Annotated in this window: 21 protein-coding genes; 19 read left to right on the forward strand and 2 right to left on the reverse strand. The window is 62.8% G+C overall.

The annotated features are described in order from the left end of the window. The first annotated feature begins 231 nt into the window (after window positions 1-231). The 9 genes from APH44_RS19695 (at window position 232) to APH44_RS19735 (ending at window position 7,820) form a co-directional block, all read left to right on the forward strand. Entirely contained in the window at window positions 232-771 is a 540-nt protein-coding gene (locus APH44_RS19695; protein ID WP_054894151.1) for a sigma-70 family RNA polymerase sigma factor, read from the forward strand. Continuing rightward, a complete protein-coding gene (locus tag APH44_RS19700; RefSeq protein WP_054894152.1) occupies window positions 768-1,475 on the forward strand; it encodes an anti-sigma factor domain-containing protein in 708 nt (235 codons plus the stop codon). The genes APH44_RS19695 and APH44_RS19700 overlap by 4 nt, the downstream gene beginning before the upstream one ends. Before the next feature lie 177 nt (window positions 1,476-1,652). Further along, window positions 1,653-2,681 (forward strand): phosphate ABC transporter substrate-binding protein PstS, encoded by a 1,029-nt coding sequence (gene pstS, locus APH44_RS19705; protein WP_054894153.1) that lies wholly within the window; start codon window positions 1,653-1,655, stop codon window positions 2,679-2,681. Between the two features lie 71 nt (window positions 2,682-2,752). Next, window positions 2,753-3,718 (forward strand): phosphate ABC transporter permease subunit PstC, encoded by a 966-nt coding sequence (gene pstC / locus APH44_RS19710; RefSeq protein WP_054894154.1) that lies wholly within the window; start codon window positions 2,753-2,755, stop codon window positions 3,716-3,718. Then, window positions 3,718-4,611: a phosphate ABC transporter permease PstA gene (pstA, locus tag APH44_RS19715; RefSeq protein WP_054894155.1), complete on the forward strand. Its 894-nt coding sequence runs from the start codon at window positions 3,718-3,720 to the stop codon at window positions 4,609-4,611. The genes pstC and pstA overlap by 1 nt, the downstream gene beginning before the upstream one ends. A 74-nt stretch (window positions 4,612-4,685) precedes the next feature. After that, window positions 4,686-5,447 carry a phosphate ABC transporter ATP-binding protein PstB gene (gene pstB, locus APH44_RS19720; RefSeq protein WP_054894178.1) on the forward strand — a complete coding sequence of 254 codons (762 nt, stop codon included), beginning with the start codon at window positions 4,686-4,688 and terminating at the stop codon, window positions 5,445-5,447. Window positions 5,448-5,544: 97 nt separating this feature from the next. Continuing rightward, entirely contained in the window at window positions 5,545-6,243 is a 699-nt protein-coding gene (locus APH44_RS19725) for a hypothetical protein (RefSeq protein WP_054894156.1), read from the forward strand. Continuing rightward, window positions 6,243-6,863 (forward strand): haloacid dehalogenase-like hydrolase, encoded by a 621-nt coding sequence (locus APH44_RS19730; RefSeq protein WP_054894157.1) that lies wholly within the window; start codon window positions 6,243-6,245, stop codon window positions 6,861-6,863. The genes APH44_RS19725 and APH44_RS19730 overlap by 1 nt, the downstream gene beginning before the upstream one ends. Window positions 6,864-7,016: 153 nt before the next feature. Further along, window positions 7,017-7,820, forward strand: coding sequence for a helix-turn-helix transcriptional regulator (locus tag APH44_RS19735; protein ID WP_054894158.1), 804 nt, complete (start codon window positions 7,017-7,019; stop codon window positions 7,818-7,820). A 54-nt stretch (window positions 7,821-7,874) separates the two neighbouring features. Here the strand turns inward: APH44_RS19735 and APH44_RS19740 are convergent, their stop codons facing one another. Beyond that, window positions 7,875-9,245 carry an APC family permease gene (locus APH44_RS19740; RefSeq protein WP_054894159.1) on the reverse strand — a complete coding sequence of 457 codons (1,371 nt, stop codon included), beginning with the start codon at window positions 9,243-9,245 and terminating at the stop codon, window positions 7,875-7,877. Between the two features lie 364 nt (window positions 9,246-9,609). Between APH44_RS19740 and APH44_RS19745 the strand changes: the two genes are divergently transcribed. Beyond that, window positions 9,610-10,992, forward strand: coding sequence for an aspartate aminotransferase family protein (locus APH44_RS19745; RefSeq protein WP_054894160.1), 1,383 nt, complete (start codon window positions 9,610-9,612; stop codon window positions 10,990-10,992). Between the two features lie 104 nt (window positions 10,993-11,096). Continuing rightward, on the forward strand, window positions 11,097-12,527 hold the full coding sequence (locus tag APH44_RS19750; RefSeq protein ID WP_371105643.1) for an aldehyde dehydrogenase: 1,431 nt from the start codon (window positions 11,097-11,099) through the stop codon (window positions 12,525-12,527). A 15-nt stretch (window positions 12,528-12,542) separates the two neighbouring features. On the opposite strand, the gene APH44_RS19755 is transcribed toward APH44_RS19750, so the two are convergent. After that, window positions 12,543-13,679, reverse strand: coding sequence for an MFS transporter (locus APH44_RS19755; protein ID WP_054894162.1), 1,137 nt, complete (start codon window positions 13,677-13,679; stop codon window positions 12,543-12,545). Between the two features lie 288 nt (window positions 13,680-13,967). On the opposite strand from APH44_RS19755, the gene APH44_RS19760 reads away from it, so the two are divergent. From APH44_RS19760 to APH44_RS19795, 8 genes are all read left to right on the forward strand, one after another. Then, window positions 13,968-14,951 (forward strand): DUF1852 domain-containing protein, encoded by a 984-nt coding sequence (locus APH44_RS19760; protein ID WP_054894163.1) that lies wholly within the window; start codon window positions 13,968-13,970, stop codon window positions 14,949-14,951. 29 nt (window positions 14,952-14,980) lie between these two features. Continuing rightward, window positions 14,981-16,012, forward strand: a complete 1,032-nt coding sequence (locus tag APH44_RS19765) for a methionine synthase (RefSeq protein ID WP_054894164.1) — start codon at window positions 14,981-14,983, stop codon at window positions 16,010-16,012. Window positions 16,013-16,090: 78 nt separating this feature from the next. After that, window positions 16,091-16,600, forward strand: a complete 510-nt coding sequence (locus APH44_RS19770) for a flavin reductase family protein (protein ID WP_054894165.1) — start codon at window positions 16,091-16,093, stop codon at window positions 16,598-16,600. A gap of 126 nt (window positions 16,601-16,726) precedes the next feature. Then, window positions 16,727-16,912, forward strand: a complete 186-nt coding sequence (locus APH44_RS19775) for a hypothetical protein (protein ID WP_054894166.1) — start codon at window positions 16,727-16,729, stop codon at window positions 16,910-16,912. Between the two features lie 14 nt (window positions 16,913-16,926). Next, window positions 16,927-18,252 (forward strand): iron-containing redox enzyme family protein, encoded by a 1,326-nt coding sequence (locus APH44_RS19780; protein WP_054894167.1) that lies wholly within the window; start codon window positions 16,927-16,929, stop codon window positions 18,250-18,252. After that, complete coding sequence (locus APH44_RS19785) at window positions 18,252-19,205, forward strand: class I SAM-dependent methyltransferase (protein ID WP_054894168.1); 954 nt, start codon at window positions 18,252-18,254, stop codon at window positions 19,203-19,205. The genes APH44_RS19780 and APH44_RS19785 overlap by 1 nt, the downstream gene beginning before the upstream one ends. Before the next feature lie 5 nt (window positions 19,206-19,210). Next, on the forward strand, window positions 19,211-20,335 hold the full coding sequence (locus APH44_RS19790; protein ID WP_054894169.1) for a carboxylate-amine ligase: 1,125 nt from the start codon (window positions 19,211-19,213) through the stop codon (window positions 20,333-20,335). A gap of 85 nt (window positions 20,336-20,420) precedes the next feature. After that, window positions 20,421-21,326 (forward strand): SDR family oxidoreductase, encoded by a 906-nt coding sequence (locus APH44_RS19795; protein ID WP_054894170.1) that lies wholly within the window; start codon window positions 20,421-20,423, stop codon window positions 21,324-21,326. Window positions 21,327-21,405 lie beyond the last annotated feature (79 nt).

The following is a 21,405-nucleotide window of genomic DNA, read 5'->3' on the forward strand; positions in this document are numbered from 1 at the left end:
CTGACGCTTGGCAATGGATCATCTACGCTGCTCTAGGGGCTGTATGAAAAGCCTTGAGACGAAGGTCAGGCAAGGCGAAAACAGCCGAGGAAGCGGAGTTTACGGATTGTAAATGAGCATTCCGAGGCTGTTTTCAACGCAGCATCACCGAGTATCAAGGTTTTTCATACAGAACCTACAAGCCCCGGCCGCAAGGCCGGGGCTGAGCGCCGACACAGGACCGTGCCGAGAGTGAATTCATCCGTTACGCCTTTCGATTTCCAGGATTGCCTTGCCGCTTGCGCGCGGGGTGACCGCAGCGCCTTGCAGGCGCTCTACGACCATGAAGGTTCGCGTTTGCTCGGGGTGGTGCGGCGCATCGTGCGCGATGGTGCCATGGCCGAGGATATCGTCCACGATGCGTTCATTCGCATCTGGACGCGGGCGAGCAGCTTCGATGCGACGCGAGGTTCGGCCCGGGGCTGGATCTACAGCATCAACCGCCACCTGGCCTTGAACGCCGTGCGCGACAGCCGACAGGAGACGGCGTTGGACGACGCGGATATCGCGACCTTGGTTGGGGAATTCGACGACGGCGCCATCTGGTCAGGCTCCGCAAAGATCTATCGCTGCCTTGAGCAACTGCAGCCTGCACCGCAGCGGTGTGTCCTGCATGCCTATGTAGACGGCTGCAGCCACGCGGAAATCGCCAGCCTGATGGGAGCGCCGCTGGGTACGGTCAAGGCGTGGATCAAGCGAAGCCTCGAGGCGTTGCGGGAGTGCATGACATGACGCCGGGTTCAACCGATGACCCTAAGCAGCTGCTCGATGTGCTGGCGGGGGAGTATGTGCTGGGGACGCTGTCTGCCGAACAGCGCGCTGCGGTGCTTGCGCGGCTGGACCGCGAGCCGGACTTGCGGGCGGCTGTCGACCGTTGGGAAGCGCGCCTGCTCGAGTTGACCACGCTGGCTGAGCCGCAAAAGCCAAGCACGCGTCTGTGGCGACGGATCGACCGCAGTATTTCGGAGCAGGCCCGACAGGTGCGTCCGACAAACCGATGGTGGAGTCGTCTGGGCCTATGGCAAGGTGTGAGCGTCGCCGGTCTGGCGGCGACTGTGCTCCTGAGCCTGGCCCTGCTGACCACCCGTCCTGCGACGACCCATTACCTGGTGGTGCTGGTAGCGCCGACCGATCAGGTGCCCGGCTGGGTCGTGCAGGCCAGCGATGCGCAGACCATCGCGTTGATCCCGCTGGGTCGGGATCAGGTGCCCGAAGGGATGACCCTGCAATTCTGGACCAAGGGTGAGCAATGGCAGGCGCCAGTCTCCCTGGGCTTGGTCAAGCCTGGCGAGCAGTATCGCGTTCCGCTGCGCGACCTGCCGCCTCTTGAACCCAATCAGTTGTTCGAACTGACGCTGGAGAAGGCGGGCGGCTCACCCACGGGCCGGCCGACTGGCCCTGTGAAGTTCATCGGGCGTTCGGTGAAGGTCATTTGATTTTCAGTTGCTGGTGCTGCCGCTGGGACTAGTCACATTTAGTTACTACGAAATGGCATCAAATTGCCTTGTCGGCCCGATTCATGGGGGCTGAGCAGGTGGTTTGCCACCCAATGGTCACAAAGTTGTAATACAGCTGCTGCAAAGTGTTCCGGCCATCACACGGAGCGCTTTTCCATGATACGCCTGATGAAGTCTGCTGCACTCGCCGTTGCCGTTTCGCTTAGCGCCACTTCGGCCTTCGCCGCAGAAAACGTCCGCCTGACCGGTTCCGGCGCGAGCTTCCCTGCACCGATCTACCTGACCTGGTTCAAGGATTTCAGCAAGAAGACCGATGGGGTCACCGTCGATTACCAGTCCAAGGGCAGCGGCGCCGGTGTCCAGGACTTCCTGAACAAGACCGTCGATTTCGCCGCCAGCGACTCGGCCATGAAAGACGAAGAAATTGCCAAGGTCGGCGAGGGCGTTCAGTTGCTGCCGATGACTGCGGGCGAGATCGTCCTGGCCTACAACCTGCCGGGCAACCCCAAGGGCCTGAAGCTGCCGCGCGACGTCTACTCCGACATCTTCCTGGGCAAGATCACCCAGTGGAACGATCCGAAGATCGCCGCTGCCAACCCTGAGCTGAAGCTGCCTGCCACCCCGATCACCGTGGTCGTGCGTGCAGATTCCAGCGGTACCACCGCCGTCTTCACCAAGCACCTGTCGGCCATCAACCCTGGCTTCAAGGAAGCGCTGGGCGAGGGCAACACCGTGAACTGGCCGGCGACCGACAAGTTCATCAAGTCGCCGAAGAACGACGGCGTGACCGCCACCGTACGCCAGACCCCGGGCGCCATCGGCTACATCGAATACGGCTTCGCCAAGCTGGCCAAGGTCGACTTCGCTGCCCTGCAGAACAAGGCCGGCCAGTATGTCGTACCGAACGCCGAAAGCGGTGCCGAAGCACTGGCAGCAGTGAAGATGCCGGAAAACCTGGTGGCCTGGCTGCCTGATCCGGACGGTGCCAAGTCCTACCCGATCACCTCGTACACCTGGATGATCTTCCGCAAGGACAACGGTAACCCCGCCAAGGCCAAGGCCATGCGCGACATGATCGAGTACAGCCTGACCGAAGGTCAGAAGATCGCCGACTCGATGGGATACATCCCACTGCCGCAGTCGGTTGTCGACCAGGTGCGCAAAGCGGCCCAGAACATCCAGTAAGACTGCCAGGTTGCGCCCGGCCTGCCTTGCAGGCATGCCGGGCGCCTCTGCCCCTGTCCCGGAAATAATCCATGAACACACCTTTTGCCATTCCGGATAACCCCGACTCTGCATGCCAGCCGCCGTCAACCAAGGATTTCCTGGTCGACCGTACGTTCCGTGCACTTGCACGTATCGGCGTGGTGCTGGTGCTGGCACTGGTCTTTGCGCTGGTCTACGAAGTAGGGCGCAAGGCGCTGCCGGGTATGGAAAAGCACGGATTCGATGTGCTCTTCGGCAGCGTGTGGGACGTTAACCAAGGCAAATACGGCATTCTGCCGGCGATCTGGGGTACGCTCTACAGCGCCCTGATTGCATTGCTGATCGCCGGTTTCTTCGGTGTCAGCATGGCGATTTTCCTCACCCAGGATTTCCTGCCCGCAAAACTCGCTGCGGTGTTTCGCACCATCGTCGAGCTGCTCGCCGCCATCCCCAGCGTCGTCTACGGCCTGTGGGGCATCTATGTGGTGATCCCGGCGATCCGCCCGCTGACCGCATGGTTGAACAGCGAACTGGGCTGGATTCCGTTCTTCGGTTCCTCCTTGAGTGGGCCCGGGCTGCTGCCAGCGGCACTGGTGCTCGCCATCATGATTCTGCCCACCGTGGCCGCCGTGTCCCAGGATGCGCTGACCAGCGTGCCGATGAAGACCAAGCAGGCAGCCTACGGCATGGGCACCACCCACTGGGAAGCCATCCTCAAGGTGATGGTGCCGTCTGCCGCCACTGGCATCTTCGGCTCCCTGGTGCTCGGCCTGGGCCGTGCCCTTGGCGAGACCATGGCGCTGGCCATGCTGGTGGGCAACGCCAACACCATCACGCTTTCCCTGTTCGCCCCGGCCAACACGCTGGCGGCCTTGCTGGCCCTGAACTTCCCTGAAGCCGGGCCGAACGAGGTCGAGGTGCTGATGTACGCGGCGCTGGTACTGATGTTCATCACCCTGCTGGTGAACGTCATCGGATCGCTGATCATGCTCTACGCCCAGCGGGGTAATAAATAATGACCGACCTCACGACCCCTGCAACTGCATTGCCCAGCCTGCAGCGCCGGTTCGAGGGCCGCGCCCTGCGCAGCCTGACCCTGACCACGATGGTCTGGTGCGTGGCCCTGCTGGCCAGCGTGCCGCTGATTTCCGTGCTCTACATGCTGATCACCCGCGGCGGTGCACGCCTGAGCCTGGAGGTGTTCACCGAGCTGCCGCCCACCGGCTTCGAGATGGGCGGTGGTTTCGGCAACGCCATGGCCGGTACCTTCGTCATGGTCGGTATCGCCGCTGCCATCGCGGTGCCGGTCGGCATCCTGGCGGCGATCTTCCTCGCCGAGCTCGGTCCGGACAGCAAGCTTGCCAATGCGTCGCGCTTTGCCGCCAAGATGCTGACCGGCCTGCCGTCGATCCTGGCTGGCGTGTTCGCCTATGCCCTGGTGGTCATGACCACCGGCACTTATTCCGCACCGGCCGGTGGTGTGGCGCTGGCGGTACTGATGCTGCCGATCGTCGTGCTGACCGCCGAAGAGGCGATGAAGATGGTGCCCAAGATCATGAAGGACGCCGCCTACGGCATGGGCTGTACCCGCGCCCAGGTGATCTGGAAGATCATCCTGCCGACCGGCATGCCGGCCATCCTTACGGGCGTCATGCTGGCCGTGGCCCGCGCCGCAGGCGAAACCGCGCCGCTGCTGTTCACCGCATTGTTCAGCAACTACTGGATCTACCACGATGGCAGCCTGGCGGTGATGAACCCCACGGCCTCGCTGGCGGTACTGATCTACAACTTCTCCGGCATGCCTTTCGACAACCAGCTGGAGCTCGCCTGGGCGGCCTCGCTGGTACTGGTGATGATCGTGCTGGTCGTGAATATTCTCAGCCGTGTTTTCGGCAAGCCTAAGTATTGAGAACGGGAGCATCCAACTTGAACGTATCGACTGCGCAAAGAGCCGCTCCGTTGGTCAACCAGGCACCAGTGGTCATGGACTGCAAACTGGACAAGATTTTCTACGGCAACTTCATGGCGGTCCGCGACAGCCATGTACCGATCGAAAAGAACAAGATCACCGGTTTCATCGGCCCGTCCGGCTGCGGCAAGAGTACCGTGCTGCGTAGCCTCAACCGCATGAACGACCTGGTGAAGGGGTTCCGTTTCGAAGGCCACGTGCACTTCCTCGGCCAGGATGTCTATGGCAAGGGTGTGGACCCTGTGGTCGTGCGCCGCTACATCGGCATGGTGTTCCAGCAACCGAACCCGTTCTCGATGAGCATCTTCGACAACGTCGCGTTCGGCCTGCGCCTGAACCGCTACAAGGGCGACCTGGGCGACCGCGTCAAGCATGCCCTGCAAGGTGCAGCGCTGTGGGATGAGGTGAAGGACAAGCTCAAGGTCAGCGGCCTGTCGCTGTCCGGCGGGCAGCAGCAGCGCCTGTGCATCGCCCGTGCCATTGCCACAGAGCCGGAAGTGCTGCTGCTCGACGAACCCTGCTCGGCACTCGACCCGATCGCGACCCGGCGCGTCGAAGAGCTGATGGTGGAGCTCAAGAAGGACTACACCATCGCCCTGGTGACCCACAACATGCAGCAGGCGATCCGTGTTGCCGACACCACCGCGTTCTTCTCGGTGGACATCTCGCAAGGCTCGCGCACCGGCTACCTGGTCGAGATGGGTCCAACCACCCAGATCTTCCAGAACCCGCGCGAACAACTGACCAGTGACTACATCAGCGGCAAGTTCAGCTGATCGTTCACTCGACCGAAGCGGTTGGATGTCGCAGGCCAGGATGGCCGCTGCGACAGTCCGACCGCTTTTACTTTTTTAGTGTTTCCAGAGATTACTTATGCGTGCGACGCGTCGTCTTGACCTGTCAGCGGTAGAACGTGCACTGCGGGATGTGCAGCGGCGTTTCACCGAGCTCAGCAAGCACTTTACCGAACCGCGTGACCCGTTCACCGATGAGGTGCTGCAAAATGTGCTTGAAGGCTATGCCCTGATTGACGACTATGTCGCGCGGGGTATCGACCTGTTCGACCTGCAGCAGTTGAACCTGATGCTGGAGATCAACGCCACGGTGCTGTGTGGTAGCGATCCTGAACGTCGAGTGGAGTTCGCCCAGCACCTGATCGCCACCGAAGAACACTTCTTCAACAACGTCGAAGGCGGCATCAAGGACCTGTACAACTGGTATTGCTCGTATGGCAGCGATTCGGTGTGGAAACGCGCAGCAGGCGTGTATGTTCGCATCCTGAGCAAGCCGCAGCTGTTCATTGAAGGCAACAACCGCACGGGGTCGCTCATCGTCAGTTATCTGCTGATGCGCGCAGGGCTACCGCCGTTCGTGCTGACGCTGGACAACGCCGAGGGCTATTTCAACCCTTCCTCGGTCATACGCAACTCTGCCAAGCATGGTGTAAAGGCCTTGTACGAATTGCCCAAGATCAAGAAAAAGTATGCGGCGTTCCTGGAAGCGCAGTCGCCCGATCCGGAAAAATTCTTCCTGGGCGAGGCCGCAACGCCTGCCTACCGGGAGGTTCGCTGATGGGCCGCTACCCGATGCTCAAGCAATGGCGCGCCGGCAGCCGCCAGGCCTGGCAAGGCGTTACCCGGGCCTTCAGGCGCCCGCGGGTGCGTATCTCGTTCGACATCGACGACACGCTGGCTTGCCTGCCGCACCACAGCCCCGAAGAGCACAGCAAGCTGCCGGGCTTCGTTCATCGTTGGCTGGGCGAGCCGCTGCGCATCGGCACCCGCGCGCTGATTCGCGATCTGCGCCGCCAGGGCTATAGCGTCTGGATCTATACCTCGTCCGGCCGTACACCTTCCTACATCCGTCGTTGGCTGTTGCTCTACGGCATCCGCGTCGATGGCGTGGTCAACAGCGATCGGCACCAGCACGTGCTGAACGTCAACGGTCTTCAAAACCCTCCCTCGAAATTCCCCCCCGCATTCGACATCGATCTGCACGTCGATGATTCCGAAGGCGTGCGCATCGAAGGCGACGACCATGGTTTTCGCGTTGTCGTGGTCTGTCCCAAGGACAAGAACTGGGCGCAGAAGGTCATGGACGCTGCCGTCGAAGTCCAGGCAACCCTGGCCTGGCAGCAGCCGCTCAGGCACCAGGTGCCAGTCCAGTCATCCTCCGAGGCACTGTTGTCCTGACAGTGCGCCAGCGTCTGGCCGGCGATCCCGACCCGCTCACCCCAACGGGTGATTCCCCGGCGCACAAGCCCATGGCACCATCCGATCAGCGGAATTCCAGGGGTCACAGACGTGCAAATCGATCAGCTCTCATCAGTCCCGTGGTTCGAGGCGATGGCGAAAGTCACCGCCGCCATCGGCGCCCAGGGTTTCGCCACGGCGCTGTTCGACGCGCTGGCCTTGGTCGGCCCGGTCAAGGCCAGCACGGTCTACCTCTACCCGCGCGAGGGCTTGCCATCGGCCTGGTCGGAATGCGATGGGCCTGGCCCATGGCGGCCGGAAGGCAACGTACGGCGATACTTGTCCGGTTTCTACCTGCTCGATCCGTTCTACGACCAGTGCATGGAAAGGTCCGACTCAGGCTGCTATGCGCTGGCCGATGTTGCACCCGATCACTTCAAGCTCAGCGAATACTACCTGGCGTTCTACCGGCACTCGCACCTGGAGGACGAGATCAACTACCTCCTGCAGTTGGACGAGAGTTTGAGCCTGGCGGTGTCGTTGGCCTTCACCGATGAACTCGACGAGGCGGCAAAGTCACGTTTCAAGTGCATCAGCCCGTGGGTGCTGGCGGTGCTGACCAAGCATTTCGAGGGGTACCAGGGCCGCGGCGGGCGCGAGGAGAAGGTCTGGGAGCAGCGTGTACATGCAGCCTTGAGCAATTTCGGTTCGTCCTTGCTGACCGAGCGCGAGTGCCGGATTGCCCAGCTCATCCTGCGCGGGCATTCGACGAAGTCGCTGGCCGAGCGTCTCAAGGTTTCCGAGGACACCATCAAGTCCCACCGCAAGCATGTCTACGCCAAGCTCGACATCGGCACGCAGTCCGAGCTGTTTTCCCTGTTCATCGATGCGCTGGCCAATGCCCATGGGGTGCTGGAGCGTGATCCGCTGGAAAGCTACATGAGCAAGCCGCGCTGACGCGAAAACGCCGACGAGTCATCGTCGGCGTTGTCATTCAAGGTATGACGCTGGTCAATCGGCCATCTGCAACTCAGGCAGTTTCACCCGGAACGCGCGAGTAAGGCCGATCAGCAACACCAGGCCCAGCGCCATCCAGCACAGGCCAATGGTGAAGGACATGCTCGACAGGCTGGTCCACAGCCACAGCGTGCTGAGAAAACCCAACCCCGGGATCAGGCCGTAACGCATGCAGTTTGCCGTACCGCGCAGTTTCTGGTCGGCCAGGTAGTGCTTGACCACCGCCAGGTTGACCGCCGAGAAGGCGAACAGCGCGCCGAAGCTGATCATGTTGGCGACGGTGTCCAGGCTGATGAACAGCGCACTCAGCGAGACCAGGCCGACCACCAGGATTGCGAAGGCCGGTACGCGCTTTTTCGTCACCAGTTGGCCGAAGGCACGGGGCAGGGCGCCGTCACGGCCCATGGCGAACAGCACCCGCGACACACTGGCCTGGGAGGCCATCGCCGAGGCGAAGCAGCCTGCCACATAGGTGGCGGTAAAGGCGCTGGCCAGCAGGCGCCCGCCTGCGCTGTTCATCACCTCTACCGGGGCGGAGTCCGGGTTGGCGAAGCTACTCCAGTCCGGGTGCACCAGTTGCGCGAAGTAGGACACCACCAGAAACAGCAGGCCGCCGATCAGCGACACCGCCATGATTGCCCGCGGGATGCGCCGGGTCGGGTCGCTGGTTTCCTCGGCCATGGTCGAGACCGCGTCGAAGCCCACGAACGACAGGCACAGCACGGCAGCGCCGGCCATGATCGCCGAGGCGCTGAAACCTTCATGGTAGAAGGGCGCGGTCAGCGATATCGGCTGCACTTGGGTAGACAGGCTGTTGATGGACAAGGCCACGAACACCACGATGAATACCAGTTGCGCGACCACCAGAATGCCGTTGACCCGGGTCACCGACTCGATGCCGATCAGGTTGAGGAAGGTCACCGCGCCGATGGCGCCCAGTACCCACACCCAGGCGTGGACCGTCGGGAAGTATTCCGACATGTAGATACCGATCAGCAGGTAGCTGAGCAGTGGCAGGAAAATGTAGTCGAGCAGCAGCGTCCACCCCGCCATGAACCCTGCGTGGGCGCCGAAGGCTTTGCGCGTGTAGGTATAGACCGAGCCCGAGTAGGGATGCGCCTGGACCATGCGGCCGTAGCTGTAGGCGGTGAAGAGCATGGCGCCCAGGGTCAGCAGGTAGGCGGTTGGCAGGTGGCCCTTGGTGATCTGGGCAACCAGTCCGTAGGCGGAGAACACTGCCAGCGGCACCATGTAGGCGAGGCCGAAGAGCACCAGGGCGATCATGCCCATGGATTTGCGAAAGCGGGTACTGGCAGCGCTCGAATGTGCCGTGGAATGCGCAGCGGTTGTGGTTGTTGTATGCATGGCTGACTCCGGGTGCAGGACGCCGCAGTATGCGAGCGAGCTCGATACTGTCGAGGGAGAGGGCGATTGGGCTGAAGGCGGACTTTCTTTCAGGCGCTGTGGCTATCTCGAGGGCGGGAGCGGGTGCGACGTGAGGTGATGAAGCGTGCGTTCATGGCGTTGTTCTCTTTATTGACCTGGCACGAAAGGTAAGGCCGCATCTGGGGGCCTTGGCGCATGCTCCCATAGCCGATTCGCCTTCGAAATCACCCGTTGGGGTGAGCCGGTGACGGGGCTGGAGACCTCACCCCAACGGGTGATTTCACACGGTTGCTGGCTGCTGCAAGCTTCAGTGGCGTCTCCATACCAACAAGGAAAACCGCCCATGAACGCGCCTTTCGTACCCCAACGCCAGACCCGTGACTACCAGGCCGCCGATGCTGCACACCATATCCATGCCTTCCTCGACCAGAAGGCGCTCAACGCCGAAGGCCCACGGGTAATCGTCGGCGGTGAGCGGCTGCATCTGTGGGACAGCGACGGCAAGCGCTACCTGGACGGTATGTCGGGCCTGTGGTGCACCCAGCTCGGCTACGGGCGCAAGGACCTGACCGCCGCTGCGGCGGCGCAGATGGACCAGCTCGCGTACTACAACATGTTCTTCCACACCACCCACCCGGCGGTGATCGAGTTGTCCGAGCTGCTGTTCAGCTTGCTGCCGGGGCACTACAGCCACGCGATCTACACCAACTCCGGCTCCGAGGCCAACGAGGTGCTGATCCGTACCGTGCGCCGCTACTGGCAGGTGCTTGGCCAGCCGAACAAGAAGGTCATGATCGGCCGTTGGAACGGCTACCACGGCTCGACCCTGGCGGCCACGGCGCTGGGCGGAATGAAGTTCATGCACGAGATGGGCGGGCTGATTCCGGATGTGGCGCACATCGATGAGCCCTACTGGTATGCCGCCGGTGGCGAGCTGAGTCCGGCCGAGTTCGGTCGCCGCTGCGCCTTGCAGCTGGAAGAAAAAATCCTTGAGCTTGGGGCCGAGAATGTCGCCGGCTTCATCGCCGAGCCGTTCCAGGGCGCCGGCGGCATGATCTTCCCGCCAGAAAGCTACTGGCCGGAAATCCAGCGCATCTGCCGCCAGTACGACGTGCTGCTGTGCGCCGACGAGGTGATCGGCGGGTTCGGTCGTACCGGCGAATGGTTCGCCCACGAATACTTCGGTTTCGAGCCCGACACCCTGTCGATCGCCAAGGGCCTCACCTCGGGCTACGTGCCGATGGGCGGGCTGGTGCTGAACAAGCGCATCGCCGAAGCACTGGTCGAGCGCGGCGGCGTATTCGCTCACGGCCTGACCTATTCCGGGCACCCGGTGGCCGCTGCGGTGGCGATTGCCAACCTCAAGGCCCTGCGTGACGAAGGCATCGTCCGCCAGGTGAAAGATGACACCGGGCCCTACCTGCAGCGCATCCTGCGCGAGGTGTTCGCCAATCATCCCCTGATTGGCCAGGTACAGGGCGCCGGGCTGGTGGCGGCACTGCAGTTCGCCGAGGACAAGGCCAGCCGCAAGCGCTACGCCAACGAGAACGAGCTGGCCTGGCAGTGCCGGACTTTCGGCTTCGAAGAGGGGGTGATCATTCGTTCGACCTTGGGGCGGATGATCATGGCGCCTGCGCTGGTGGCCAATCACAGCGAGCTGGACGAGCTGGTGGAGAAGACCCGCAAAGCGGTCGACCGCACCGCGCAGGCCCTGGGCAAGCTCTGAAGCGGCTGCGCTACCTTTCCTACCCACGGTTCCTGGAGCACAACGTGCACGATTCAACCTACTGGCGGCATCAAGCCGCCAACCTGACTTTTCGCGATCAAGCCATGATCGGCGGCCGCTTCGTGGCCGCCACAGGTGGCGCAACGTTCGATGCGATCAACCCTGCCAACAACCAGCTGCTGGCGCGGGTCGCCGCCTGTTCCGATGAGGACGTAGACCGTGCCGTGGCCAGTGCTCGGCAGGCGTTCGAGCAAGGCCCGTGGGCGCGGATGGCGCCGACCGAGCGCAAGCGTGTGATGCTGCGCCTGGCCGAGTTGATGCTGGTTCACCGTGAGGAACTGGCGCTGCTCGAGTCGCTGAACATGGGCAAGCCGGTGCTCGGCGCCTACAACATCGATGTGCCGGGCGCCGCCCATGTCTTCGCCTGGTATGGCGAGTCGCTCGACAAACTCTACGACCAGGTTGCGCCCACTGCGGCCGATGCCGTGGTCACCATCACCCGTGAACCGATCGGTGTGGTCGCAGCCGTGGTGCCGTGGAACTTCCCGCTGGACATGGCGGCCTGGAAACTGGCCCCGGCCTTGGCAGCGGGCAACAGCGTCGTGCTCAAGCCCGCCGAACAGTCGCCGCTTTCGGCGCTGCGCCTGGCCGAGCTTGCACTGGAGGCGGGCATTCCCGAAGGGGTGTTGAACGTCGTGCCGGGGCTGGGCGAGATCGCCGGCAAGGCACTGGGCCTGCACCCCGACGTCGATTGCCTGGTATTCACCGGCTCCACCCAGGTGGGCAAGTACTTCATGCAGTACTCGGCGCAGTCGAACCTGAAACAGGTGTGGTTGGAGTGCGGTGGAAAAAGCCCGAACCTGGTGTTCGATGACTGCAAGGACCTGGACCTGGCCGCAGAGAAAGCCGCATTCGGCATCTTCTTCAACCAGGGTGAGGTCTGCTCGGCCAACTCGCGACTTTACGTGCAGCGCTCGATCCATGACGCGTTCATCGAGCGTCTGATCGCCAAGGCGCGCGAGTGGCAACCCGGTGATCCGCTCGATCCGGCCAGCCGCGCCGGCGCTATCGTCGATGCGCAGCAGACTTCGCAGATCATGGCCGCAATCGGCCGTGCACACGAGGAGGGGGCGTCTCTGGTGGCCGGTGGGCGTCAACTCAGCTTCAACGGCTCCAGCAACTTCATCGAACCGACGATTTTCACCCATGTCGACCCGCAGTCGTCGCTTTCGCGTGACGAGGTCTTCGGCCCGGTACTCGCAGTGACGACCTTCGACACTGAAGAGGAGGCTATCCGCCTGGCTAACGACAGCCTCTATGGGTTGGCCGCGTCGGTCTGGAGCGACGACCTGAACCGCGTGCATCGGGTTGCCAGGCAGCTCAGGGCCGGCAGCGTTTCGGTCAACACCGTCGATGCGCTCGATGTGGTCGCCCCGTTCGGCGGCTACAAGCAGTCGGGCTTTGGGCGTGACCTGTCACTGCATGCGTTCGACAAGTACACCCAGTTGAAGACCACCTGGATCCAGCTGCGCTGATCTCGGGCGCAGCGTTCAATGCCGTGGCGGCCTGGCACAGTTCAGTGCCGCCACGGCGACCGCCAGCGCCGCCCCGGCGTAAGCCCAGATCGCTGGCACCTGCGGTAGCAGCACACCGGCCAGCATCGGCCCGAGCCCGGCGCCGATGTCGCGCCACACGGCATTGCTGGCCAGCGCCTGAATGCGCGCGTGCGGATTGCGCAGCGCGACGAGGGTCATCACCAGCGGCAACTGCAAGGCGCGCAGCACCAACACGAAGAAGGCGCCGATGAACAGCCAATGGCTGGCGAATACCAGCAGCGCCAGTGAAGTGGCCAGCGACAGCACCACCAACATGCGCAGAGCGCCGAAGCGGTCTGCCAGGCGTCCGCCAAAGGGGCTGAAGAGCATCTCGCTCAGATAGCGCACCGCCATCAATACACCGGCCACCAGTACCCCCGACTCGCCCATATGGACTTGCGCATACAGCGAGAGGCCGAAGATGAACAGGCCGTCCAGCGTCACCCCTTCGATGAAGGACCAGGTGGCGATGCTGTCCGGCAGGCGCAGACGCCGACCGCTGCGCGCGGCAATGTCATGGCCGCCGCAAGGCAAGGCGCGGGCACGCCACAGGCCGCACAGGGCACTGATGCACAGTACGTAGAACACAGCGCGCGGGCCGTAGGCCTGGGCCATCAGCGCCCCCAGCGGCAAGGCCAGCATGGGGCCGATGGCCAGGGTTGCCCGCGAGCGCCCGGCGCGGCGGGCTGCACCTTGTGCTTCGGCAGTGGCGAGCGTCTGGGTACTGAGGTTGAAGGTCGCAAAGCACAGCCCCCAGACCAGGCGCAGCACCAGCAGTGCGGCGAATCCGCCAAGGGTGGCGTTACCCAGTGCACACACCGCTGCGGCAAAGGCCGCCAGGCTGCACGCCGCACGATCGCCATGGCGTGCATAGAACCGCACCACCCAGCCATAGCCGATGATCCGTACCAGGCGATTGGCCGCCAGCAATACACCCGCCTCGACCAGGGTCACGCCGAAGTCCGAAGCGTACATGGGCAGTAGCAGATAGAGCAGTACGTCACTGGGCAGGCACAGGCCGAGTACCTGGGCGGCGTTGCGCGAATCTCGGTCGGCGCGCAGGGTTTGCGCCGGTACGGCAGCGGACGACATGACAGTCTCGTGGCAAAGGGCGGGGGTACGCAGCATAACCTCAAGGGTCATGCCGGTAACACCCGTGTCATGGCGTCGGGGAAGGCTGGCCGCCGTCCAAACCCCATTTAGCAAGCGCTCAGAACGATCATGAATAAAATTGCAGATCATCTCGAAAAAAATGAGTTTGTCTCAAGGTGCGATGATCCTGACAATCCCCCCATCGAATTTTCCCCCAGGGTCGGCAGGCGTTCGCTGCCCCGGTGAGGTGATGCAGGCCATCACCGCCCAACAGGATGTCAGAGACCGATGAACAACGAATTTACCTTTGCCATCAAACGCACGCGTTTCGATGAAGACTATTGCCCCGCGGAAAACACGCGTACCACGACCAACTTTGCCAACCTGGCCCGTGGGCGCAATCGCCAGGAAAACCTGCGCAACACCTTGAGCATGATCGACAACCGGTTCAATGCCTTGGCGCACTGGGACAATCCCGAGGGCGACCGCTACAGGCTTGAACTTGAAATCATTTCTGTCGAGATGACCATGGAGGACCCGCAGGCCGATCACAGCCTTCCGCTGATCGAGTTGCTGAAGACGACGATCGTCGACCAGAAGACCAAGGCGCGTATCGAGGGCATTGTTGGCAACAACTTCTCGTCCTACGTGCGCGATTATGATTTCAGCGTGCTGTTGCTGGGGCATAACAAAGGCCAGCCCGACTTCAGTATTCCCGAGCACTTCGGCGATTTGCACGGCAAGTTGTTCAAGGCGTTCGTGAACTCCAGTGCTTATAAAGCGCATTTTGCCAAGGCACCGGTGATCTGCCTGAGCGTGTCGAGCAGCAGGACCTATCGCCGCACGGACAACCAGCACCCGGTATTGGGCGTCGAGTACCAGCAGGACGCCTATTCCTTGACCGATGAATACTTCAAGAAAATGGGCCTGACGGTCCGCTACTTCATGCCGCCTGACAGCGTCGCGCCCTTGGCTTTCTACTTTGCCGGTGACCTGCTGGAGGACTACAGCCCGCTCGAGCTGATCAGCACCATCAGCACGATGGACACCTTCCAGAAGATCTATCGGCCAGAGATCTACAACGCGAACTCTTCGGCAGGCAAAGCCTACCGACCAAGCCTCGAACATCAGGATTACTCACTGACGCGCATCGTCTACGACCGTGAAGAACGCAGTCGGCTGGCGATCGAGCAGGGCAAGTTCGCCGAGGAACACTTCATCAGGCCGTACCAGGCGGTGCTTGAACAGTGGTCGTCCCAGTGCGCGCTCTGATTGAACAAAATGCATAAGGTTTATCTGTCATGAAAAAGCTGTTACCCACTTCAACTGCAGGCAGCTTGCCCAAGCCTTCGTGGCTGGCCCAGCCTGAAACCCTTTGGTCCCCCTGGAAGTTGCAGGACGCGGAGTTGATCGAGGGCAAGCAAGATGCCTTGCGTTTGTCGCTGCAAGAGCAGCGGCAGGCCGGTATCGATATCGTCAGCGATGGCGAGCAAACCCGTCAGCACTTTGTCACGACCTTTATCGAGCACCTGAGCGGTGTGGATTTCGAGAAGCGGGAGACGGTCAGGATTCGTGATCGCTACGACGCGAGCGTGCCGACGGTCGTGGGTGCCGTGGCTCGGCAGAAGCCCGTGTTTGTCGAGGACGCCAAGTTCCTGCGCCAGCAAACCCAGCAGCCGATCAAGTGGGCGCTGCCGGGACCCATGACGATGATCGACACGCTGTATGACAGCCACTACAAAAGCCGCGAAAAACTGGCATGGGAATTCGCCAGGATTCTCAACCAGGAAGCCCGGGAACTGGAAGCTGCAGGCGTCGATATCATTCAGTTCGACGAGCCGGCATTTAATGTGTTCTTCGATGAGGTGAACGACTGGGGCGTGGCCACCCTGGAGAGGGCCATCGAAGGGCTGAAATGTGAAACCGCGGTGCACATTTGCTACGGCTACGGCATCAAGGCCAACACCGATTGGAAAAAGACCTTGGGTTCGGAGTGGCGGCAATACGAGGAAGCGTTCCCCAAGTTGCAGAAATCCAGCATCGATATCGTTTCGCTGGAATGCCACAACTCGCGTGTGCCCATGGACCTGATCGAGCTGATTCGCGGCAAGAAAGTAATGGTCGGGGCCATCGATGTGGCCACCTCGACCATCGAAACGCCTGATGAAGTCGCCGAGACCCTGCGCAAAGCCCTGCAGTTCGTTGACGCCGACAAACTCTACCCCTGCACCAACTGCGGCATGGCGCCTTTGCCACGTCACGTTGCCAGTGGGAAGTTGAGGGCACTGACGGCGGGTGCAGACATCGTTCGGCGAGAACTGTTGAACGCATGATGAATTCGGGAGGCCGAAGGCGGGCGCTTTCAGGCCTCCCCTGACCGTTGCGAACGGCCCCTTATCCAGGATCTACGCATGTCACTTCCCTGTACGGCTGTCGAGCCATCGCGCTTTCGCCACGCGCTCGGGCACTACGCCTCCGGCATCACGGTGATCACCTCTCGGCTCGATGACGAGCCGGTTGGGTTCACTTGCCAATCGTTCTATAGCGTGTCGATGAGCCCGCCGCTGGTGTCATTCAGCGTCATGTCCAATTCGGCCAGCTACCCCAAGATCCGCCAGGCCGGCCGCTTTGCGGTGAATATCCTGGCGTGTGGGCAGCACGACCTCTCCAACCAGTTCGCCCGGCGCGGCACGGACAAGTGGCTCGGCGTGCAATGGCAGGTTTCACCCTTGGGGAACCCGATCATCCGCGACAGCCTGCACTGGCTGGACTGCGAAATTCACGCCGAGCATCCTGCGGGCGATCACCTGATCGTGATCGGTGAAGTGAAAGCGGTGAACCTGCAGGAGGCAGCCGCTGCAACGCCTTTGCTGTATTTCAAGGGGCAGTATTGCAATCTCGCCGCACAGGGCGCGTTTTGAGCCCGCGCGGCGAAAGGGTGGCTGGCATCCGTAGCACCGCTCATCCGTTGCGGCGCAATTAAAACGAATCCTTCTGGGTGTGTCGAACTCGCTTATGTAGGCCCTCATAAAAAAGCGAGAACCCCCATGAAAACCAATCTACTGGCCACAGCGCTGCTAACTGCCTGCTTTACCTTGCTCGGTGGCTGTTTCGACCGTGATAACGACCACCCGGCCAAGGACGCCGATCCAAGCAAACCTTCGCTGCAGATGCAGCAGCCCGATACACCCACGACCAATCCGTCCCCCGAGACCAAACCGCAAAATCAATGAGCGAGGTAGCGGGCATGGTGGAGCTGACAAAGGGTAGGGCGGCAACCGGCAAGGTGACCGATGACCTTGAACATCGCTATCGGGCACTGCTCGAGCGCAGTGACCCGACAACCGAGGCCTGGCTGAGCGAGCAACTGAGCCATGTCCGCACCTTGGCGGACGACTTGCCGGATGATCCTCGGCAACTGCCGGACTGGGCCGCTGCTCATGCGCAGCGGGTCGCCAGTGAACACGCGGCCTATCTTGAACAACGGCGTCAAGGGGCCCCACGCCGATACTTCCAGAACCGGGCGCAGGCGTTGTGGTTTCTGCAGCAGGTCGCCCCGACCAAGGCGGTCGATGGCGCATGGCTGCACGGCACCCTGTGGCACTGGCGCGACCCACGGTTTCATGGATTGATTCGCACCTTCCTCGAAGAGCTGGGTGATGGCGACCTGCGCCGCAACCACGTGCTGATCTACCAGCGCCTGCTCAGCCGTCTTGGCTGCCTGCAGAGCGCACCGCTAGCCGCTGAACGTTACCTGCAGGGCACGCTGCAACTGGCCCTGGGGCAGCACTGCGAGCGCTTCCTGCCGGAAGTGATCGGTTACAACCTGGGGTACGAGCAGCCCCCGCTGCACCTGCTGATCACCACCCATGAGTTGGCCGAGCTGGGCATCGACGCTCTTTACTTCCAGTTGCATGTGACCATCGACAATGCTGCGAGCGGTCATGCGCGGCGCGCCCTGGAGTGCTTCACCGAACTCGGCCAGGACCAGGGGCCGGCGTTCTACGAGCGTGTCCGGCATGGCTATCGGCTCAATGACCTGGGTATCGACACACCGTCGCTGATCGCTTCATTCGACCTGCAGGCCGAGTTGCTCGGCGCGTTGGAACGCAAGCGTGTCTACGGGCAGTGCATGCATTCGGACAGGTGCCGCCTGCAAGGGCGCACCATCAACCAGTGGCTCGCCGAACCCGGCGCGATGCCCGGTTTTCTGGATGCACTGCAAGCCCAGGGTTGGATCAAGCGCGACAGCGATCCCAGGGAAAGCCGCTTCTGGGCGCTGATCGACGGTCCGGTGGCGGCCATGTTCGGTGTGTTCGATGCCTATGAAAAGCAGCTCTGGCACGACTGGATCGCCGGCACCTGGCAGGGTGCTGCGATGCGTCGGGTGCCGCCGGGGCAGTGGGAGCAGGCGTTGCAACTGGAGGAAGAGGCGCCCGGCCAAGCGCAGGCGGCGGACATGGCCGTGCTGATCGAAGCGATGGCCGGCAATCGACATTCCACGCCCCAGGGCCTGCGCGCCACCCGCGCATTCATCCAGGCTACCGGGTTGATGAGCGGAGGGCCGAACTGATGCTGCTCGACCAAGACCAGAGGCGTGCCGACGAGGCATTGCTCCAGCTGGGACGTCGGCTGCGCGCCGACGGCTATCGTTTCACCTGCGTGACCCCGGCGACGCAGGCCAGGGTCAATGCTCGTAGCGAAGCGCACCAGGCTCGAACCCTGCGCGATGTGTTCGGTTGGAGTCGACCGTTCGAAGCGTCTCTGCTCAGCGCCGACGAACTGGAACAACTGCGTATCGCTGGCGTGCTGGAGCCACAGGGTACGCTGTGGCGCAGCAGGGTGCGCTGGTCGACCCTGGACGACCTGCTGCTGGTGCACTCCGCCTGGCCGACCGACAGCCGCGACGCGGTGTTCTTCGGCCCGGACAGCTACCGGTTTGCCCAGGTGATCCAGGATCATCTGCAGCACAGCCCCCAGCGTGTGCAGCATGCCGTCGACATCGGTTGCGGCAGTGGCGTCGGCGCGTTGCTGATCGCCCGAGCCGCGCAGCATGCGCAGGTCACTGCGGTGGACATCAACCCTGTGGCCTTGCGTCATACCGCTGTCAATGCCGCGCTGGCCGGGGTGGCCAATGTCTCGGTAGAACTCAGCGATTTGCTCGACGGCATCGCTGGGACGTTCGACCTGATCGTCGCCAATCCACCCTACATGCTCGACGTCGGCGAGCGCGCCTACCGCCACGGGGGTGGCGCGCTGGGCGCCGAACTGTCGCTACGGATTGTCGAGCAGGCCCGTGAGCGGCTGTCGGTCGGCGGCACGTTGCTGCTGTACACCGGTGTCGCCATCGTCGAGGGGCGCGACGCGCTGCTCGAAGCCGTTCGCCTGCGCCTGGCCGGGCCTGCGTTCGGCTGGTCCTACCGGGAACTGGACCCCGACGTGTTCGGCGAGCAGTTGCTCGAGCCAGGATACGAGCAGGTCGAACGCATCGCTGCCGTGGCCCTGACCGTCACCCGCCGAGGCTGATGCCCATGGCGCGGCCTTGCACGTTCGGCATCGAGGAGGAATACCTGTTGGTTGATTTGGCCACGGGGCGGGTCATGGCTGCGCCGCCCGCGGCCGTGGCCCGCTGTTGCCGCGATGCGCTGGGGCCATGGTTCGCCGAGGAGATGTTTCGCAGCCAGGTGGAGATCGCCTCGCCGGTGTTCGATACGCTGCACCAGGCCCGTGATTTTTTCACCGAGCAGCGCCAGCGCCTGAGTCAGGCATTGGCGGGCGAGGGCGTCGGCTTCTACGGCGCGGGGAGCCACCCCAGTGCCCAATGGCTGCGCCAGCTCCCGCGGGAAACCCCCCACTACCGCCAGCTGTTCGACGATTATCGGCTGGTGGCCCGGCGCAGCCTGTTGAACGGCCTGCACGTGCACGTCGGCGTGCCGCAGGGCGTCGATCGCATGCAGGTGATCAACCGGGTGCTGTACTGGTTACCCCTGCTGCTGACACTCAGCACCTCCTCTGCGTACTGGGGCGGACAGGACACCGGCTACATGAGCTACCGACGCGTGGTGTGCGGGGAGTGGCCGCACATGGGGCTGCCCGAACCGCTACCGGACTGGCGCGCCTACGAGCGTTACCGGGCGCTGCTGCAACGCACTGGCAGCCTGGCCGAGGATGGTGACTTCTGGTGGGCGATCAGGCCCTCGCGGCGGTTTCCGACAGTCGAGCTGCGCATCTGCGATGGGTGCCCCCGGCTGGACGATGCCTTGGCCATCGCCGCGCTGTTTCGCCATCTCGTCGAGCATGCAGTGGAGCGCAACGACGCTATCGCCAGCCGTGAAATGCGCTGGATCACCCACGAAAACTATTGGCGTGCCCTGCGTGAGGGCCGCCGGGGCACTTTCATCGGCGTGCACGACCAGCAGGCGGTGAACGCCGAAGGCTGGCTGACGCAACTGCAGATGCAATGTCCGCCCGACACCGCCGACGCTGACCGCGCCTTCATGCACGCCCGGCGCATCCTGCGCGACGGCACCAGTGCCGACCACCAGCGTGACACCTATGCGCTGGCCCGCGAGCAAGGCCTGAATGACCGACAGGCGATGCGCAACGTGGTGAAACAGGTGATGGAGCACCAGTTGTCGGTGCCCGGGATGGGTTGAGTAAACCATCCGCAGATCGTTTGCCTCGAACGCTGTGTGATTCGCGATCAGGCAACACCCAGCCAAACCAGAAGGAGTCTAACTGATGCCCAGCAAGCCCCAGGATCAATTCACCCTGCAAAATCCCTTGACCCAATACCCCCATCCGCCTTTTCCGGCCCAGGGCCAAGCCGCCCCGGGCCTGGATGCGCACATGCAGCCCAAGCCCGACCACGGTGAAACCACTTACAAGGGTTTCGGGCGCCTGGCCGGACGTCGCGCCCTGATCACTGGCGCCGACTCGGGTATCGGACGCGCCGTGGCCATCGCCTTTGCCCGCGAGGGTGCTGACATTGCACTCAACTACCTGCCCACGGAGGAGCGAGATGCCCGTGAAGTGGTCCAGCTGATCGAGCGCGAAGGCCGCAAGGCCGTGGCGCTTCCCGGTGATCTCAAGGACCCGCGCTTCTGTAGCCAGTTGGTGGACCAGGCCCACGAACAGCTCGGCGGCCTGGATATCCTGGTCAACGTGGCCGGTAAGCAGGAGGCGCGCAAGGACATAGGCCAGATCACCCATGAGCAGTTCGATCACACCCTCAAGACCAACGTCTACGCCTTGTTCTGGCTGTGCCAGGCAGCAGTGCCGCTGATGCCGGCCGGAGCGACCATCATCAACACCGCCTCGATCCAGTCCTACCAGCCCTCGGCGACGCTGCTGGACTACGCCACCACCAAGGCGGCCATCGTGGCCTTCACCAAGGCGCTGGCCAAGCAGGTGATCGAGCGCGGCATCCGCGTCAACGCGGTGGCCCCGGGCCCGATCTGGACCGTGCTGCAGCCCAGTGGCGGCCAACCACCGGAAAAGATCCCCGACTTCGGTGGGCATACCCCGATGAAACGCCCGGGCCAGCCCGCCGAGTGCGCCCCGTTGTACGTACTGCTTGCCAGTCAGGAGTCGAGCTATATCACCGGTGAGGTGTTCGGCGTCACCGGCGGCGATCCACTGCCATAGGGCAAAGTCGAGTAAACCTTGGCCGCGCCACGCAGTCAGTCATTGTAAGAGGCCCTTCATAAGGGCCAGGGAGGTGGCT

Source organism: Pseudomonas sp. NBRC 111143 (assembly GCF_001320965.1).
In the GTDB taxonomy this organism is placed as follows: Bacteria; Pseudomonadota; Gammaproteobacteria; order Pseudomonadales; family Pseudomonadaceae; genus Aquipseudomonas; species Aquipseudomonas machongensis.

What these genes read in the sequence shown, in the direction of transcription:
- APH44_RS19700 (WP_054894152.1), top strand. Translation starts at nt 768, where the DNA reads ATGACGCCGGGTTCAACCGATGACCCTAAGCAGCTGCTCGATGTGCTG.
- pstS (WP_054894153.1), top strand. Translation starts at nt 1,653, where the DNA reads ATGATACGCCTGATGAAGTCTGCTGCACTCGCCGTTGCCGTTTCGCTT.
- pstC (WP_054894154.1), top strand. Translation starts at nt 2,753, where the DNA reads ATGAACACACCTTTTGCCATTCCGGATAACCCCGACTCTGCATGCCAG.
- pstA (WP_054894155.1), top strand. Translation starts at nt 3,718, where the DNA reads ATGACCGACCTCACGACCCCTGCAACTGCATTGCCCAGCCTGCAGCGC.
- pstB (WP_054894178.1), top strand. Translation starts at nt 4,686, where the DNA reads ATGGACTGCAAACTGGACAAGATTTTCTACGGCAACTTCATGGCGGTC.
- APH44_RS19725 (WP_054894156.1), top strand. Translation starts at nt 5,545, where the DNA reads ATGCGTGCGACGCGTCGTCTTGACCTGTCAGCGGTAGAACGTGCACTG.
- APH44_RS19730 (WP_054894157.1), top strand. Translation starts at nt 6,243, where the DNA reads ATGGGCCGCTACCCGATGCTCAAGCAATGGCGCGCCGGCAGCCGCCAG.
- APH44_RS19735 (WP_054894158.1), top strand. Translation starts at nt 7,017, where the DNA reads ATGGCGAAAGTCACCGCCGCCATCGGCGCCCAGGGTTTCGCCACGGCG.
- APH44_RS19740 (WP_054894159.1), bottom strand. Translation starts at nt 9,245, where the DNA reads ATGCATACAACAACCACAACCGCTGCGCATTCCACGGCACATTCGAGC.
- APH44_RS19745 (WP_054894160.1), top strand. Translation starts at nt 9,610, where the DNA reads ATGAACGCGCCTTTCGTACCCCAACGCCAGACCCGTGACTACCAGGCC.
- APH44_RS19750 (WP_371105643.1), top strand. Translation starts at nt 11,097, where the DNA reads ATGATCGGCGGCCGCTTCGTGGCCGCCACAGGTGGCGCAACGTTCGAT.
- APH44_RS19755 (WP_054894162.1), bottom strand. Translation starts at nt 13,679, where the DNA reads ATGTCGTCCGCTGCCGTACCGGCGCAAACCCTGCGCGCCGACCGAGAT.
- APH44_RS19760 (WP_054894163.1), top strand. Translation starts at nt 13,968, where the DNA reads ATGAACAACGAATTTACCTTTGCCATCAAACGCACGCGTTTCGATGAA.
- APH44_RS19765 (WP_054894164.1), top strand. Translation starts at nt 14,981, where the DNA reads ATGAAAAAGCTGTTACCCACTTCAACTGCAGGCAGCTTGCCCAAGCCT.
- APH44_RS19770 (WP_054894165.1), top strand. Translation starts at nt 16,091, where the DNA reads ATGTCACTTCCCTGTACGGCTGTCGAGCCATCGCGCTTTCGCCACGCG.
- APH44_RS19775 (WP_054894166.1), top strand. Translation starts at nt 16,727, where the DNA reads ATGAAAACCAATCTACTGGCCACAGCGCTGCTAACTGCCTGCTTTACC.
- APH44_RS19780 (WP_054894167.1), top strand. Translation starts at nt 16,927, where the DNA reads ATGGTGGAGCTGACAAAGGGTAGGGCGGCAACCGGCAAGGTGACCGAT.
- APH44_RS19785 (WP_054894168.1), top strand. Translation starts at nt 18,252, where the DNA reads ATGCTGCTCGACCAAGACCAGAGGCGTGCCGACGAGGCATTGCTCCAG.
- APH44_RS19790 (WP_054894169.1), top strand. Translation starts at nt 19,211, where the DNA reads ATGGCGCGGCCTTGCACGTTCGGCATCGAGGAGGAATACCTGTTGGTT.
- APH44_RS19795 (WP_054894170.1), top strand. Translation starts at nt 20,421, where the DNA reads ATGCCCAGCAAGCCCCAGGATCAATTCACCCTGCAAAATCCCTTGACC.